General features: G+C 66.3%; 11 protein-coding genes and 1 pseudogene. 7 read left to right on the forward strand and 5 right to left on the reverse strand.

All coding sequences use genetic code 11. The annotated features are described in order from the left end of the window. The first annotated feature begins 77 nt into the window (after window positions 1-77). The 5 genes from aceE to M5C96_RS11265 all read left to right on the forward strand — a co-directional run bounded on the left by aceE (window position 78) and on the right by M5C96_RS11265 (window position 8,841). Window positions 78-2,801 carry a pyruvate dehydrogenase (acetyl-transferring), homodimeric type gene (gene aceE / locus M5C96_RS11245; protein WP_272569141.1) on the forward strand — a complete coding sequence of 908 codons (2,724 nt, stop codon included), beginning with the start codon at window positions 78-80 and terminating at the stop codon, window positions 2,799-2,801. Window positions 2,802-2,904: 103 nt separating this feature from the next. Next, entirely contained in the window at window positions 2,905-4,608 is a 1,704-nt protein-coding gene (gene aceF / locus M5C96_RS11250; protein ID WP_272569142.1) for a dihydrolipoyllysine-residue acetyltransferase, read from the forward strand. A gap of 13 nt (window positions 4,609-4,621) precedes the next feature. Then, window positions 4,622-6,493, forward strand: a complete 1,872-nt coding sequence (gene lpdA / locus M5C96_RS11255) for a dihydrolipoyl dehydrogenase (RefSeq protein WP_272569143.1) — start codon at window positions 4,622-4,624, stop codon at window positions 6,491-6,493. 207 nt (window positions 6,494-6,700) lie between these two features. Continuing rightward, window positions 6,701-7,666, forward strand: a complete 966-nt coding sequence (locus M5C96_RS11260; RefSeq protein WP_272569144.1) for a tripartite tricarboxylate transporter substrate binding protein — start codon at window positions 6,701-6,703, stop codon at window positions 7,664-7,666. Window positions 7,667-7,890: 224 nt separating this feature from the next. After that, window positions 7,891-8,841, forward strand: a complete 951-nt coding sequence (locus tag M5C96_RS11265) for a class I SAM-dependent methyltransferase (protein ID WP_272569145.1) — start codon at window positions 7,891-7,893, stop codon at window positions 8,839-8,841. Window positions 8,842-8,905: 64 nt separating this feature from the next. On the opposite strand, the gene M5C96_RS11270 is transcribed toward M5C96_RS11265, so the two are convergent. Continuing rightward, on the reverse strand, window positions 8,906-9,802 hold the full coding sequence (locus tag M5C96_RS11270; RefSeq protein ID WP_272569146.1) for a LysR family transcriptional regulator: 897 nt from the start codon (window positions 9,800-9,802) through the stop codon (window positions 8,906-8,908). 122 nt (window positions 9,803-9,924) lie between these two features. Between M5C96_RS11270 and M5C96_RS11275 the strand changes: the two genes are divergently transcribed. Beyond that, on the forward strand, window positions 9,925-10,875 hold the full coding sequence (locus tag M5C96_RS11275; protein ID WP_272569147.1) for an NAD-dependent epimerase/dehydratase family protein: 951 nt from the start codon (window positions 9,925-9,927) through the stop codon (window positions 10,873-10,875). Window positions 10,876-10,910: 35 nt separating this feature from the next. Here the strand turns inward: M5C96_RS11275 and M5C96_RS11280 are convergent, their stop codons facing one another. The 3 genes and pseudogenes from M5C96_RS11280 to M5C96_RS11290 form a co-directional block, all read right to left on the reverse strand. Beyond that, a complete protein-coding gene (locus tag M5C96_RS11280) occupies window positions 10,911-11,324 on the reverse strand; it encodes a 2OG-Fe(II) oxygenase (RefSeq protein WP_272569148.1) in 414 nt (137 codons plus the stop codon). A 243-nt stretch (window positions 11,325-11,567) separates the two neighbouring features. Further along, a complete protein-coding gene (locus M5C96_RS11285; protein WP_272569149.1) occupies window positions 11,568-12,335 on the reverse strand; it encodes a hypothetical protein in 768 nt (255 codons plus the stop codon). A gap of 45 nt (window positions 12,336-12,380) precedes the next feature. After that, window positions 12,381-13,244: pseudogene (locus M5C96_RS11290) on the reverse strand (DUF2167 domain-containing protein). 307 nt (window positions 13,245-13,551) lie between these two features. Here M5C96_RS11290 and M5C96_RS11295 point away from each other — a divergent pair. Further along, window positions 13,552-14,874, forward strand: a complete 1,323-nt coding sequence (locus M5C96_RS11295; RefSeq protein ID WP_272569150.1) for a sensor histidine kinase — start codon at window positions 13,552-13,554, stop codon at window positions 14,872-14,874. Between the two features lie 43 nt (window positions 14,875-14,917). On the opposite strand, the gene M5C96_RS11300 is transcribed toward M5C96_RS11295, so the two are convergent. Next, entirely contained in the window at window positions 14,918-15,601 is a 684-nt protein-coding gene (locus M5C96_RS11300) for a TetR/AcrR family transcriptional regulator (protein ID WP_272569151.1), read from the reverse strand. Window positions 15,602-15,612 lie beyond the last annotated feature (11 nt).

The following is a 15,612-nucleotide window of genomic DNA, read 5'->3' on the forward strand; positions in this document are numbered from 1 at the left end:
GCACAATTTGAAATACCAAAAAAATATGAGACACTCGCCCGAAATTTCCAACGCCAGCACCCATAAAGGAGACAGGCATGTCAGCTCAGACCGACCCCCAGGCCGGAAACCCGGCGTCGTCCACCCCCGACACCGATCAGCAGGAAACCCGTGAGTGGATGGATGCGCTGAGCGCCGTCATCGACAAGGAAGGTGCAGAGCGCGCCCACTTCCTGATCGAGCAACTGCTCGAACATGCCCGCCAAAGCAGCATCGACCTGCCTTTCTCCGCCAATACCGGCTACGTGAACACCCTGGAGTCGAACCAGGAAGCCCGTTGCCCCGGCAACCTGGAAATCGAAGGCCGCCTGCGCGCCTACATGCGCTGGAACGCCATGGCCATGGTCGTCAAGGCCAATCGCCACCATCCGCCCGAAGGCGGCGACCTGGGCGGCCACATCGGCTCGTTCGCCTCGCTGGCCAACATGTTCGGCGCCGGCTTCAACCACTTCTGGCACGCCGAGAGCGAAAACCACGGCGGCGACCTGCTGTACATCCAGGGCCACGTGTCGCCCGGCATCTACGCCCGCGCTTACCTGGAAGGCCGCCTGTCCGAAGAGCAACTGCTCAACTTCCGCCAGGAAGTGGACGGCAAGGGCCTGTCCAGCTACCCGCACCCCAAGCTGATGCCCGAGTTCTGGCAGTTCCCCACGGTGTCGATGGGCCTGGGCCCGCTGATGGCGATCTACCAGGCGCGCTTTCTCAAGTACCTGCATGCCCGCGGCATCGCCAACACCGAAAACCGCAAGGTCTGGGTGTTCTGCGGCGACGGCGAGATGGACGAGGTCGAATCGCTGGGCGCCATCGGCCTGGCCGCCCGCGAGAACCTCGACAACCTGATCTTCGTCATCAACTGCAACCTGCAGCGCCTGGACGGTCCGGTGCGCGGCAACGGCAAGATCATCCAGGAGCTGGAGAGCGAGTTCCGCGGCTCCGGCTGGAACGTCATCAAGCTGCTGTGGGGCAAGGGCTGGGACGACCTGCTGGCGCGCGACAAGGACGGCGCACTGCGCAAGATCATGATGGAGTGCAACGACGGGGACTACCAGTCGTTCAAGGCCAACGACGGCGCCTACGTGCGCAAGCACTTCTTCGGCCGCGATCCGCGCACGCTGAAGATGGTCGAGCACATGAGCGACGATGAGATCTGGAACCTGCGCCGCGGCGGCCACGATTCGCAGAAGGTCTATGCCGCCTTCCACGCCGCCAACGAGCACAAGGGCCAGCCCACCGTGCTGCTGGTCAAGACCGTCAAGGGCTTCGGCATGGGCAAGATCGGCGAGGGCAAGAACACCGTCCACCAGACCAAGAAGCTCGGCGACGAGGACATCAAGGCCTTCCGCGACCGCTTCAACATCCCGATTCCGGACAGCCAGATCGCCGACCTGCCGTTCTACAAGCCGGCCGACGACACCCCCGAAATGAAGTACCTGCACGAGCGCCGCAAGGCCCTCGGCGGCTACCTGCCCAAGCGCCGCGTGAAGGCCGACGAGAGCTTCACCGTGCCCGCGCTGGAAACATTCAAGGCCATCCTCGAGCCCACACCCGAAGGCCGCGAAATCTCCACCACGCAAGCCTACGTGCGCTTTCTCACGCAGTTGCTGCGCGACCAGGCCCTGGGCCCGCGCGTGGTGCCCATCCTGGTGGACGAGGCCCGCACGTTCGGCATGGAAGGCCTGTTCCGCCAGATCGGCATCTACAACCCGCACGGTCAGCAGTACACCCCGGTCGACAAGGACCAGGTCATGTACTACAAGGAAGACAAGGCCGGCCAGATCCTGCAGGAAGGCATCAACGAAGCCGGCGGCATGAGCAGCTGGATCGCGGCCGCCACCTCGTACAGCACCAACAACCGCATCATGGTGCCGTTCTACGTGTACTACTCGATGTTCGGCTTCCAGCGCATCGGCGACCTGGCCTGGGCGGCGGGCGACATGCAGGCGCGCGGCTTCCTGCTGGGCGGCACCTCGGGCCGCACCACGCTGAACGGCGAAGGCCTGCAGCACGAAGACGGTCACAGCCACATCCTGGCCGGCACCATCCCCAACTGCGTGAGCTACGACCCAACCTTCGCCCACGAAGTCGCGGTGATCATGCACGACGGCATGAAGCGCATGGTGGAGCGCCAGGAAAACGTCTTCTACTACCTCACGCTGCTGAACGAAAACTACTCGATGCCCGGCCTGCAGCCCGGTACCGAAGAGCAGATCATCAAGGGCATGTACCTGTGCAAGCAGGCCCCGGCCCTCAAGAAGGACGCCCCCACCGTGCAACTGCTGGGTAGCGGCACCATCCTGCGGGAGTCGTTCTTCGCGCAGGAACTGCTGGAAAAGGACTGGGGCGTGGCCGCTTCCGTGTGGAGCTGCCCGAGCTTCAACGAGCTGACCCGCGACGGCCAGGACGCCGACCGCTGGAACCTGCTGCACCCCACCGAAACGCCGCGCGTGCCGTTCGTGGAGGAGCAGTTGTCCAAGACCACCGGCCCGGTCATCGCCTCCACCGACTACATGAAGGCCTACGCCGAGCAGATCCGCCCCTTCATCCCCAAGGGCCGCGCCTACAAGGTGCTGGGCACCGACGGGTTCGGGCGCAGCGACTTCCGCCGCAAGCTGCGCGAGCACTTCGAGATCAACCGCCACTACATCGTCGTGGCGGCGCTCAAGGGCCTGGCGGACGACGGCGTGGTGCCGGCAGCCAAGGTGGCCGAGGCGATCCAGAAGTACGGCATCAACACCGACAAGATCAACCCGCTCTACGCGTAAACACCGACCGGAGACGCACGGTGAACCCCCACGCTCATATTCATTCGCTGCCCCCCAAGGGGGCACATGCCTCCTTTGAGGCGGCTCGGCAGGAGGCATAAACATGGCATTGGTAGATATCCAGGTCCCGGACATCGGGGATTTCGACGAAGTGGGCGTGATCGAGTTGCTGGTCAAGCCCGGCGACACGGTCAAGGCCGAGCAATCGCTCATCACGGTGGAATCGGACAAGGCCTCGATGGAAATCCCATCGAGCCACGCCGGCGTGGTGAAAGAACTGAAGGTCGCGGTGGGCGACAAGGTCAAGCAAGGCTCGGTCATCGTGGTGGTCGAGGCCGCTGGCGAGGCAGCCTCTGAGTCAAAACCGGCTCCAGCGCAATCAGAACCAGGGGGCGGCGCTACTAAATCGGTCGCATCCGCGCCTGCGCCTGCCGAGGCACCCGCCGCCGCACCGGCAGCGGCGCTCGCTGCGTCGGGCCCCGTGGAAGTGCACGTGCCCGACATCGGCGACTTCAAGGACGTGGCGGTCATCGAACTCCTGGTCAAGGTGGGCGACACGGTCAAGGCCGAGCAGTCGCTGTTCACCGTCGAATCCGACAAGGCGTCGATGGAAATCCCGTCGCCCGCGGCCGGCGTGATCAAGGAACTCAAGGTCAAGATCGGCGACAAGCTCAACGTGGGCGATCTCGTGGCGATCATGGAAGGCGCCGCAGGTGCAGCCCCCGCGGCGACTGCGGCCCCTGCGCCTGCAGCTGCGGCCCCCGCACCGCAGGCCGAGCCGAAAGCATCGGCCGCCGAAGAGGCTGCGCCCCAGGCCAGCGCCAAGCCGGCTGCAGCGCCCGCGCCGCACGCCCCGGGCGCCGCGCCCGTCGGCCTGCCTCACGCCAGCCCCTCGGTGCGCAAGTTCGCCCGCGAACTCGGCGTGCCGCTCGAAGAGCTCAAGGGTTCCGGCCCCAAGGGACGCATCACGCAGGACGACGTGCAGGCCTTCACCAAGCAGGTGATGAGCGGCACCACGCAGACCAAGGCCCAGGCCGCCAAGGCCCCGGCCGGTGGTGGCGGCTCCGGTGCCGGGCTGGACCTGCTGCCCTGGCCGAAGGTGGATTTCGCCAAGTTCGGCACGGTCGAGCGCAAGGACCTGTCGCGCATCAAGAAGATCAGCGGCGCCAACCTGCACCGCAACTGGGTGATGATTCCCCACGTCACCAACAACGACGAGGCCGACATCACCGAGCTGGAAGCCTTCCGCGTCTCCACCAACAAGGAGAACGAGAAGTCCGGCGTGAAGGTGACCATGCTCGCCTTCGTCATCAAGGCCGTGGTGGCCGCGCTCAAGAAATTCCCTGAGTTCAACACCAGCCTGGACGGCGATACGCTCGTCTACAAGCAGTACTACCACGTCGGCTTCGCGGCGGACACGCCCAACGGCCTCGTGGTGCCGGTGCTGAAAGATGCCGACAAGAAGGGCATCCTCCAGATCAGCCAGGAAATGGGCGAACTGGCCAAGAAGGCCCGCGACGGCAAGCTCGGCGCAGCCGACATGCAGGGTGGCTGCATGTCGATCAGCTCGCTGGGCGGCATCGGCGGCACGCACTTCACGCCCATCATCAACGCGCCCGAAGTGGCCATCCTCGGCCTCTCCAAGGGCCAGATGAAGCCGGTGTGGGACGGCAAGGCCTTCGTGCCGCGCCTGGTGCTGCCGCTGTCGCTGTCGTACGACCACCGCGTGATCGACGGCGCCAGCGCCGCGCGCTTCAACGCCTACCTCGGCCAAGTGCTGGCGGATTACCGCCGCATCCTGCTGTAAAGGAGCATCCCCTATGGCAGTGATCGACATCAAGGTGCCCGACATCGGCGACTTCGCCGAAGTGGGCGTGATCGAAGTGCTGGTGAAACCCGGCGACACCATCAAGGCCGAGCAGAGCCTGGTTACCGTGGAGTCCGACAAGGCATCGATGGAAATCCCGTCGAGCCATGCCGGCGTGGTGAAGGAGCTCAAGGTCAAGATCGGCGACAAGGTCGCGGAAGGCTCCGCGCTGCTCACGCTGGAGGCGTCCGACGCCGCCAGTGCGCCGGCCGCGGCGCCCGCACCCGCAGCAGCGCCTGCGGCAGCTTCTGAGCCAAAACAGGCTCCAGCACAATCAACACTAGGGCATACTGCTATAAAAAGCGTAGCAACCGCTCCGGCGGCCAGCTACGGCGGCACGGTCGACCTGGATTGCGACGTGCTCGTGCTGGGCGGTGGCCCCGGCGGCTACAGCGCCGCGTTCCGTGCGGCCGACCTGGGCCTCAAGGTGATCGTGGTCGAGCGCTACGCCACCCTGGGCGGCGTCTGCCTGAACGTGGGCTGCATCCCCTCGAAGGCGCTGCTGCACGTGGCGGCGGTGATCGACGAGGTCAGCCACCTGAAGGCGGCGGGCATCGATTTCGGTGCGCCCAAGGTGGACATTGACACGCTGCGCGGCCACAAGGAAAAGGTCATTGGCAAGCTGACGGGCGGTCTCGCAGCCATGGCCAAGATGCGCAAGGTGACCACCGTGCGCGGCGTGGGCCAGTTCGTGGGCGCGAACCACCTCGAAGTGGAAGAGACCACGGGCGCCACGGGCCAGGAGAAGACCGGCAGCAAGAAGGTCATCGCCTTCAAGAACGCCGTCATCGCCGCCGGCTCGCAGGCTGTGCACCTGCCTTTCATGCCCAAGGACCCGCGCGTGGTGGACTCCACCGGCGCTCTGGAACTCAAGTCGGTTCCCAAGCGCATGCTCATCCTGGGCGGCGGCATCATCGGCCTGGAAATGGGCACGGTGTACAGCACGCTCGGCGCGCGCCTGGATGTGGTCGAGATGATGGACGGACTGATGCAGGGCGCCGACCGCGACCTCGTCAAGATCTGGCAGAAGATGAACGCCAAGCGCTTCGACAACATCATGCTCAACACCAAGACGGTGGGCGCCGAAGCCACGCCCGAGGGCATCAAGGTGACGTTCGCTGCAGCGCAAGAGGGCGGCACCGCGCCGGAACCCCAGGTGTACGACCTGGTGCTGCAGGCCGTGGGCCGCACGCCCAACGGCAAGAAGATCGGCGCCGACAAGGCCGGCGTGGCCGTCACCGACCGCGGCTTCATCGACGTGGACATCCAGATGCGCACCAACGTGCCGCACATCTTCGCCATCGGCGACATCGTGGGCCAGCCCATGCTGGCGCACAAGGCCGTGCACGAGGCGCACGTGGCGGCGGAAGTCATCGCCGGCGAACTGCAGGGCAACAAGGAGCTGGCAGCCGCCGCCTTCAACGCCCGCGTGATCCCGAGCGTGGCCTACACCGACCCCGAAGTGGCCTGGGTGGGCCTCACGGAAGACCAGGCCAAGGCGCAAGGCATCAAGGTCAAGAAGGGCCTGTTCCCCTGGAACGCCTCCGGCCGAGCCATCGCCAACGGCCGCGACGAAGGCGTGACCAAGCTGCTGTTCGACGATTCGCCCGAGGCCCATGGCCACGGCCGCATCCTGGGTGGCGGCATGGTCGGCACGCATGCCGGCGACATGATCGGCGAGATCGCCCTGGCGATCGAGATGGGCGCCGACGCGGTGGACATCGGCAAGACGATCCACCCGCACCCCACGCTGGGCGAGAGCATCGGTATGGCGGCCGAGATCGCGCACGGCAGCTGCACGGACGTGCCGCCGCAAAAGAAGTGAGTCCGGCGCCACTGCGGCGCCCGCATTCTGCAAGGCAGCTTCGGCTGCCTTTTTTCATGGGCCGGAAGGTCGCGATTGGCCGGGGCGGAGGCGCCGAGGGGTCGCCAGCGGCGGCCTATCATGGGTCGAAGTTCGGGCCCGGCGCAACAATGCACTTGCCGTCACGCGCTGCGATGGACTCGAATCCACCACAGGAGACCTTTCCCCATGCGATTGAAATTCTGCGCGCCGGCCGTTCTGCTGGCGCTGTCCAGTGCCGCCATGGCGGCCTGGCCCGAAAAGTCCATCACCCTGGTCGTTCCCTTTCCGCCCGGCCAGGCCACCGACATCTTCGCTCGGGCGCTGGCAGAAAAGCTGGGCAGCCGCCTGGGACAGCCGCTGGTCGTGGACAACAAGGCCGGCGCGGGCAGCAACATCGGCACCGAGCAGGTGGTGCGCGCCAAGGCGGACGGCTACACGTTGGTGATGGCCGGCAGCGCGATGGCGGTCAACCAGACGCTGTACCGCAAGGTCAACTTCGATCCGCGCAAGGATCTGCAGGGCGTCAGCCTCGTCGCCAAGGTGCCGCTGGTGTTCCTGGCGCACCCCCAGTCCGGCATCAAGACCATGCAGGACCTGGTGGACAAGGCCCGGGCCGAGCCGGGCAAGCTGAGCTATGCCAGCGCAGGCATCGGTGGCACGCAGCACCTGAGCGGGGAAATGGTCAAGGCGCGTGCCAGGATCGAGATCGAACACATTCCCTACAAGGGCAGCGGGCCGGCGCAGGCCGATTTCATCGGCGGGCAGGTGCCCTTGATGGTGGATTCGGTGACGGCGGGCCTGGCCACCATCCAGGCGGGCAAGGCCGTTGCGCTGGGTGTCACCTCTGCCACGCGCTCCAGCCAGTTGCCGAACGTGCCGGCGATTGCCGAAACCGGCCTGCCGGAGTTCAAGGGCTTTGAAGCCGTGGGCTGGCTGGGCCTGATGGCACCCAAGGCCACGCCGCGTGCCATCGTGGACCGCTTGAACCACGAGGTGGTGGACATCCTCTCCAGTGCCGAGATGCAGAAGTTCATCCGTGACCGCGGCTCCGAGCCGTCGCCCAGCACGCCCGAGGCCATGGACCAGTTCGTCGCCCGCGAAATCGTGGAGTGGGGCAAGGCCGTCAAGCAGTCCGGCGCGTCGGTGGACTGATCCGATGCGCTCGCGGGGCGGGCCGGGCAAGGGATGGCCAGGGTGAAAGCGTGAGCAGGCGGCCCTGCGCTTCGGAGTGGCCGCAGTTCGTTGGCGCACCGGCCCGCGAACGCGATGGGTGGGCACACCAGGGATGGCGGTTGCTATGGAATTGGTAGCTGGTGGGTTCGGATCGGCAAGCGGCGGAGGGCTTTTCGCCCTGGTTTCTTTGCCACAATTGCACCATGCAACCCTTGCTTGACGCCATCGCCACGATGGCCCTCCCCACGGACGCCCAGCGCATCTTCCACGGACGCGGCGGCCGGTTTCCCGGCTGCGAACATTGGTCGCTGGATGCCTACCCGCCGGTCTTCGTGCTCACCAGCTTCCAGCCCGTGGCCGAAGAAGACCTCGCCACCATCGGCGCCGCATTGCAAAGCCGATGGGAGGCGATCGCGCCGGGCGAGCCGCTGAACTGGGTGTTCCAGTGCCGCCACGAGCCACTGCGGTTGCAGGGCCGCGCAGAAACCAGGCTGATGGCAGGCGCCGTGCCGGACCCGCATGTGGTCACGGAGCAGGGCGCGCGCTTTCGCGTGCACGTGCTCAAGGGGCAGAACCACGGCCTTTTCCTGGACATGGCGGAAGGCCGGCGCTGGGTTCGGCAATGCGTTGCAGCGCACCAGGCACGCGAACTGCGCGGTGCCAAGGTGCTGAACCTGTTCGCCTACACCTGCGCGTTTTCGGTGGTGGCACTGCAGGCAGGCGCCCGGCAGGTAGTGAACGTGGACATGAGCCACGGCGCCATCGCCATCGGGCAGCAGAACCACCAGCTCAATGGACTGACCACGGGCGCAGGCTTTCTGGCCCATGACATCTTCAGCACCTGGGGCAAGATCACGCGCGGCGGCCCCTACGGCCTGGTGATCGTGGACCCGCCCAGCTACCAGAAGGGCAGCTTCGTCGCCACCAAGGACTACGCGCGGCTCATGCGGCGGCTGCCGGACCTGCTGGCGCCGGGCGGGCACGCGCTGCTGTGCCTGAATGCGCCGGAGCTGGGCCTGGATTTCCTGAAAGGGCAGATGCAGGCGCTGGCGCCGGACTTGGCGTTGGTGGAGCGGTTGGCCAACCCCGCGGTGTTCGCGGACGTGCAGGCGGAGCGGGCCCTGAAGGTGCTGGTGTACAAAGCGCCGGATTGAAGCCCGGTAGAGGGCTCATGCCTCTGCGCGGGAGGCCCGCAGCGCGCTTCGTGGGTGGGCCGCGTCAACCGATCTGGATATAGCGCGTGAGGCCCGCCGCCAACGCGGCGAAGGTGGCAGCGCAGCGCGGGCTCTCGCGCAGGTCCTCATGCATGGCGATCCAGGTGTCCAGCGCGGGCGAAAACGCCGGCTGAAGCACGCGCACCAGCGACTTGTCCCGGGCCGCCAACCCGACCTGGCAGGCACCGATGCCGAAGCCTGCCCGGATCGCTGCCAGTTGCGCCAGATCGCTGTCTGCCCGAAACGCGAGCCCGGGGCGAGCGAACACCGGGAAATGCGCCTGCATCCTGCGCAGAAAGGGCGTCTCGTGGTCAAACCCGATCATCGCGTGGCCGGCCAGGTCGTCCATCGACTTCGGCACACCGTGGGCCGCCAGATAGCGCTTGTGCGCATACAGCCCCAGTCGCACGGCGCCGATGCGCCTGGCCACCAGGGCGTCCTGTGTGGGCTGGAACATGCGCACGGCAATGTCGGCCTCCCGGTGCAGGAGGTCGTCCGCCGCATTCGACAGCACCAACTCGATGATCAGTTGCGGGTGTGCGCTGCGCAGGGCCGACAGAATCGGGGGCAGCACCTCGACCCCGACGATCTCGCTGGCCGTGAGGCGCACCGTGCCGCGCACGCCGGATCCATGGCTGCTGGCCACGCGGCGCAGCGCAGCCGCGGTGGACGCCAGGCCGGCCGCATAGGGTTGCAGCTCCAACGCGGCTTCGGTGGGTTTGAAGCCATCGAACGAGCGCGTGAACAGCTTCAAGGCCAGGGCGTTTTCCAGGCTGTCGACATGGCGGCCAACGGTGGGCTGCGTCAAGCCCATCGCCCGGGCGGCCGCCGACAGCGAACCGGTTTCCAGCACCTGCAGGAAGGTCCGGTACCACTCCCAACTCGGTTCGGGATCGGCCATGGTATGCATTGATGAATAGTGGGGATGCGATTTTAGGCAATTTTCTTTTGCCCACCCCGCTCGCAAACTGCAGGCTCGCACCGCTGAAGCACCGGCGGTCCACGATTCAGCAGGACACCACCATGCCCCCCATCGCACTCTTCGGCGCCGCAGGCGCCATTGGACAGAGCATCGCCGCTGCGCTTCGCGCCAGAGGCCAGCCCTATCGCGTCGTCGGCCGGACCCGAGCCAGCCTGAGCCAGGCTTTCGGCGCCGATCCGCTGGCCGACATCGTGACCTGGAATCCCGACCACCCGGCTTCGGTGCAAGCGGCCGCGTCGGGCGTGGAGACGCTGGTCTACATGGTGGGCGTGAACTACTGGCAGTTCAAGCTGCACCCGGAAGTGATGCGCAAGACGCTGGCGGGCGCCATCGCGGCCGGCGTCCGGAACATCGTTCTCATCGGTACGGTGTATCCGTATGGCCGCCCGCGGACACAGCCGGTGCGCGAAGACCACCCCCGGGCGCCGCAGACGTTCAAGGGCCGGATGCGCAAGTCGCAGGAAGACCTGGTGATGCAAGCCCATGCCGAGGGGCGCATCCGCGCGACGGTGCTGCGCCTGCCGGATTTTTATGGCCCCGGCGTGCAGGCCAGCCTGCTGCATGGGGCCGCACAGGCTGCCGTGCAGGGCGGCACCGCCGACATGGTGGGGCCCATCGACCGCCCGCACGAGTTCGTCTACGTGCCGGATGTGGGCCCGGTGGTCGTCCAGCTGGCGAACACCCCCGCTGCATTCGGCAAGATCTGGAACCTGGGCGGAGCCGGCGTGACGACGCAGCGTGAGATGGTGTCCGAAATGGAGCGCCAGACCGGCATGGCGCTCAAGCGGCGGGTGGTGGGCAAGACGATGCTGCGCCTGATCGGCCTGTTCAACCCGTTCATGCGCGAGATGGTGGAGATGCACTACCTGCTCACCGACCCGGTGCTCATGGACGACTCGGCCCTGCAGGAACTGCTGGGGCCGATCCACAAGACGCCTTATGCGCAAGGCATCCGGCAGACACTGGCGGCCGCGGCAGGGCGAGGGGGCTGATGTCTGCACCTTTCATGCAGGGCGGCCCAGCCGGTTCAGACGGTGGCCGGGTGCCTGGCGTACAGCACATCCGAACGCAGCACGTACTTGGTGCCTTGCACCAGGGTGCCGCCTTCGTGCCAGGTGTCGTGGATGAACAGGAGGGCCATGCCTTGCGTGGGTTGCACCTGAAAGGTCTTGAAGTCGGTGGCGCCTCCCTCGAAGCCTTCGTTCAGGTACACGAGGAAAGTCAGCGCGCTGGTCAGGCCGCCTTCCTGCCACGGCCCGTCCTTGTGCATCTTGAACCGCTGGCCGGGCGTGTATTGGTAAAAGCGCAGGTCCTTGGGCAGGCCCACGGCGCGGGCACCCTCGATCTCCGACAGTTCCACCTGCGACAGCCGTTGCCACAGCAGCGCCACCCAACTGGCGCTTTCCACCATCGCGCGCTGGTTGTTTCGCACCTGGGGCATGGGTCGGGGCCCACCGTGGGTGCGCACCTGCGCCGCGATGAAACCCGTGTCTCGCGCCAGTTGGATGAGTTGACCGCATTCGGCGGGCGTCAAAAACTGGGGGATGGTGAAAGCGCGAGGACTCAGTGTCACCCGATGCATGGTTCGATCTCCGCCTAAAAACCGTCCAACGCGCAGCCGAAGGCCAGCGCGCAGGCTGCGTGTGTCGATGGTCTCACAGTGCGTGAAGATGCCGGCTTTGGGCTACTGCACATGCCCATCCGCACTGGCGGCGATGCTGGCTTGCAGCTCGCCAAGGGCTGCGCTGAGTCGCTGCTGCGCCTCGGGATTGTCCTCGGCGTGCGCCTGGTCCATGCCCGCTTCGACGACGGCCTGCGCGCGCTCCGCGAAGTCGCGCCACGCACCGGGCTCCAGCAGAGCATGGGCCGCCTGCAGGCAATCGCAAGGGGGCGAGTAGGCGATGGACAGCTTGCGCACGGCGTTGAGCGCGAACGGCGGGCACAGGATCGATTGCACCGCCACCGAGCGCGCGGTGTGCCTTGGCGCATGGCCGCGCCGCCCCTGCCGCAGGGCCAGCAGCGCGATCCAGAGCGCGAACCCGTAGATCAGCGCGAGGCAGCCCAGTTGCGCGGCCTCGCTCGGCCACAGGAGCAGCGCCGCAGGCAGCAGCATGAACAGGGTGGCTCCGAGGCCATACAGCGGCCACGCGAAGCCGGCGAAACCCGTGGCGTGCTGGCGTAAGTCCTCCGTGGCTCGCGCATTGCCCGGCAGGTGGACACGCTCCGCGTCCCACCGCAGCGTGTAGACCGGCTGGTGCGGCAGCAGCAGAGCAGGCCAGGCCAGGTAGGCCCAGCGGACCTCGAAACCCTGCGTGGCCAGCAATCCGTGCCAACGCCGCCGGCCCCGGCGCAGCAGGCCGGCGTTTGCGGCCATCGGCACGCAGGCGTCATACCCGTAGAAGGCGCAGATGGCGAGCATCACCTGCGCTTCGGGGCCCAGCAGCGTGAACACGGGGGGACGGGGGTTGGCGGCGAGGGGGCGTAGCGGGCGACGTGCTCAGGCTTCCTTCTTGCCGCGGCCGAACAGCTTGCCGATGGCACCGAAGACGGCGGCCACGCCGACGAGCAGGAACTTCCAGAACGCGGCGATGAAACCGCCGATGACCGTCCACAGGCCCTTCTTGGACGCCACGGCCGCCGCGCCGCCCAGCACCAGCGCACCCAGGCCGATCTTGGCGAGCTTGTCGCCGTTCTTGAACTCGGCATAGGTCTGGCCGCTGTTGTAGTTGAAGCCCGTGAGCACCTGCTTGAACTGCTCGGTGTCCTTCGCGAGGTTTTCGGGATCGGACACGAGGATGGCGCTCATCACGCCGGTGCGGCCCAGAATGCGCGAGGTGTAGTTGATCGCCTGGTGGCCGCTTTCATCGCGCAGGCGCAGGCCCCATTCCAGGCGCTTGCTCTGCGCGTCGTAGTGCGGCTCGACCTGCCAGCCCTCGGTGTACAGGGCCTCCATGCCCAGCTTCTTGCGCTACTGGTTGCCCTCCGCATCCGCGGCCTTGATGGACGACAGCAGTTCGGGGGCGTTGATCTTCTCGTCGTCCTTGATGTAGCCGGTATCGTCGAACGAGAACACCGCGAACCAGTCCAGCGAACGCGGGGCGATCAGGTAATGGTTCGGCGTGGGCGGATTGCCATACAGCTGCAGCAGTTTGGCCGTGTCCTTGTCGTCCAAAAAGGCGTATCCCTTCGGGATCTTGACGGTGGCGTTACTGCCGATTTCGCCCTGGCCCTGGTCGATCCAGTGCAGTGCCTTGACTTGCTCCGCGAGTTTTTCCTGGCGCTGCTGCGATTCCGGCGCCTGGGCCCAAAGGGCCATGGACATGCTGATGCCCAAGATGGCCGTAGCCAACGACTTGATCATTTCTTACCCTGTTATGAATTGGTTTTTGGAGTGTGCGCACAGGCCTTCCGCCCAGCCCGTAGCTGGAGCAGACACCTCTCCCGCCCGGCGCCACGGCAAATGTACCCGGTGCGCCACACCACCCAACCGCCCCGGACAGGGCACGAAGATAGCCATGATCCGGTCGGCATCGAAGGGTTGCCTCAGGGCGTTGTCGAAATCCGGAATGCCCTTGTGCTGCGCTGCGCCACTGCTGCAACGCACTCGAGTAGGCCAGCGGCAGAGGGGGCATTTCGTTCGGCACGAGGTCAAGAATGACTACAGCGAAATGGCCACCGGGCGCCTGCGGCAGCCCCCGCCGGCTATCGTAAGCTGGCCTGCGCGGACCAAACGGGATTTCAAGTCATCGGCGGTTTGCGGAGCAGGCCTGCGCAGTCACGGTGCCCATCGACACCACCCCGCGTTCGGGCTTCATCTTGTCTCGGTAACCACCACGTTACTTATCGTTAAGGCCGATAGGAGTATTGCCATGCGCCTTGCGCAGTTCATTCGCCACGCTCGGGAAGAAATCCTCGCCGAGTCATTTGCCTACGCGACCCGCATCCCCGCGCTGCAGGGCTCGGCTGCAAGCGTCTTGCGCAATCACCTTCCGCTGGTGCTGGACGCCATCGCACTTGACCTGGAGCAGCCGCAAAGCCGGGAGCAGTCCATCGACAAATCCCTGGGGCATGCCGCGCCTCCTGCCGAGGAGTCCGCCGCGCAGTCCCATGGCACGCTGCGGGCCCGCATCGGACTGGACATAGAGCAACTGGTGGCGGAGTACCGCGTGATTCGCTCCTGCGTGCTGCGCCTGTGGATGGAATCCGGCCAGCCGACCGCCTTCGCGATGGACGACACGGTGCGCTTCAACGAAGCCATCGATCAGGCGGTCGCGGAGTCGGTGGCGTTCCATGCGGCTGAGGTCGCCAAGTGGCGGCATATCTTTCTCGGCGTGCTGGGCCACGATCTGCGTGGCCCCCTGAACGCCATGCTGCTGACCGCGCAATTGCTGGAGCGGGTCGGGAGCCAGAACCCTGAGCAGGCGACATACCTGGTCGGCGCATTGCTGCGCAATGGCCGCCACCTGAATGTGCTGCTCGACTCACTGCTGGAATACAACAAGGCCACGCTGGGCGTGGGCACGCCGCTGCATCGCCAGGCGGTCGACTTGGGCGCGGCCTGCCAGGAAGAATTAGAGATGCTGCAGCAGGCTTTTCCCAAGCGCCGGATCCGCTGGCAGATCACGGGCGATGCCCGGGGCGACTTCGACCCGTCGCGTGTGCGGCAGGCGGTCTTCAACCTGGTATCGAACGCAGCCCAGCACAGTCCGGAGGGCAGCGAAGTCGCCGTGATCGTCGTAGGGCAAGCGGCAGCGGTGGAGATCACCACGGAGAACCTGTCCGATCCGATTGCCCCGGAAGTGCTCGATACCTTGTTCGACCCCTTGCGACGCAACGCCAGCCCTTCAGGGGCTGCGTCGGGGCACCTGGGCCTGGGCTTGTTCATCGTGCGGGAGATTGCCAAGGCGCACCAGGGCGAGGTGACCGCCTCGACGGCGGACGGCGTCATCCGGTTCAAGATGGTGTTGCCAAAATCTTCGAAGGCGGCCTGAGGCCCCTGCGCGCGCTACCCGATCGCAGTAGCGCGCTTTGGTGCTATGAGGTGGGCCCAATGGCCAACGCCAGTTGGTCGATGGCGCGGTCGATGATTGCCTGCCGTTCCTCCTCGGCAAAGGCCTGCAGGAAGCCTGCAGTTCCTTCGATCAACAGGTAGGAAAGGCCGTGGACAAGGCCCCAACTGGAAGCCACCGCCGTGGCCGCCTCGACAGGCGAGGCGGCGGGCCCCAGGGCAGCCTCGATGCACGATCGCAGCAGTGCAAGCGGGTTGGCAGGTCCTTGGGGTGCGCATTCCGTCGGCTCCTGGGGAAGGCGCTGGCCGAAGAACATCAGCCTGAAAAGCTGTGGATGGGCCCGCGCAAACATGACGTAGGCCCTTCCAGAGGATGCCAATCGCGCTTGGGGACCAGGTTTGCCTTGCGCCATTTCGCGCTCCATCGCCTCCGACAACTGGTCAAAGCCCCGATGCGCCAGTGCGGACAGCAGGGCTTCGGTGTTCGGGAAGTGGTGCGCGGGCGCCGCGTGGCTGACTCCCGCGCGCCGTGCCGTGCCGCGTAGCGAAAAGCCCGCGATGCCCTTGTCGTCGAGTTCGGCCGCGGCCGCATCGAGCAATGCGGCACGCAGATCGCCGTGGTGATAGCCGCGCGGCGCTGGCAGTGGGGCCGGGGCGGGCCGGGTGCGTCGCTTCGCCGTGACAACTGCGGGTGTCTTGCTGGTGGGCATGTCTTGCTTGT

The organism is Acidovorax sp. GBBC 1281 (assembly GCF_028473645.1).
Taxonomy (GTDB): Bacteria; Pseudomonadota; Gammaproteobacteria; order Burkholderiales; family Burkholderiaceae_C; genus Paracidovorax.

Coding starts and splice junctions, on each gene's coding strand:
- M5C96_RS11275 (WP_272569147.1), top strand. CDS start 9,925: ATGCCCCCCATCGCACTCTTCGGCGCCGCAGGCGCCATTGGACAGAGC.
- M5C96_RS11270 (WP_272569146.1), bottom strand. CDS start 9,802: ATGGCCGATCCCGAACCGAGTTGGGAGTGGTACCGGACCTTCCTGCAG.
- M5C96_RS11295 (WP_272569150.1), top strand. CDS start 13,552: ATGGCCACCGGGCGCCTGCGGCAGCCCCCGCCGGCTATCGTAAGCTGG.
- M5C96_RS11265 (WP_272569145.1), top strand. CDS start 7,891: ATGCAACCCTTGCTTGACGCCATCGCCACGATGGCCCTCCCCACGGAC.
- M5C96_RS11260 (WP_272569144.1), top strand. CDS start 6,701: ATGCGATTGAAATTCTGCGCGCCGGCCGTTCTGCTGGCGCTGTCCAGT.
- M5C96_RS11280 (WP_272569148.1), bottom strand. CDS start 11,324: ATGCCCCAGGTGCGAAACAACCAGCGCGCGATGGTGGAAAGCGCCAGT.
- M5C96_RS11300 (WP_272569151.1), bottom strand. CDS start 15,601: ATGCCCACCAGCAAGACACCCGCAGTTGTCACGGCGAAGCGACGCACC.
- lpdA (WP_272569143.1), top strand. CDS start 4,622: ATGGCAGTGATCGACATCAAGGTGCCCGACATCGGCGACTTCGCCGAA.
- aceE (WP_272569141.1), top strand. CDS start 78: ATGTCAGCTCAGACCGACCCCCAGGCCGGAAACCCGGCGTCGTCCACC.
- aceF (WP_272569142.1), top strand. CDS start 2,905: ATGGCATTGGTAGATATCCAGGTCCCGGACATCGGGGATTTCGACGAA.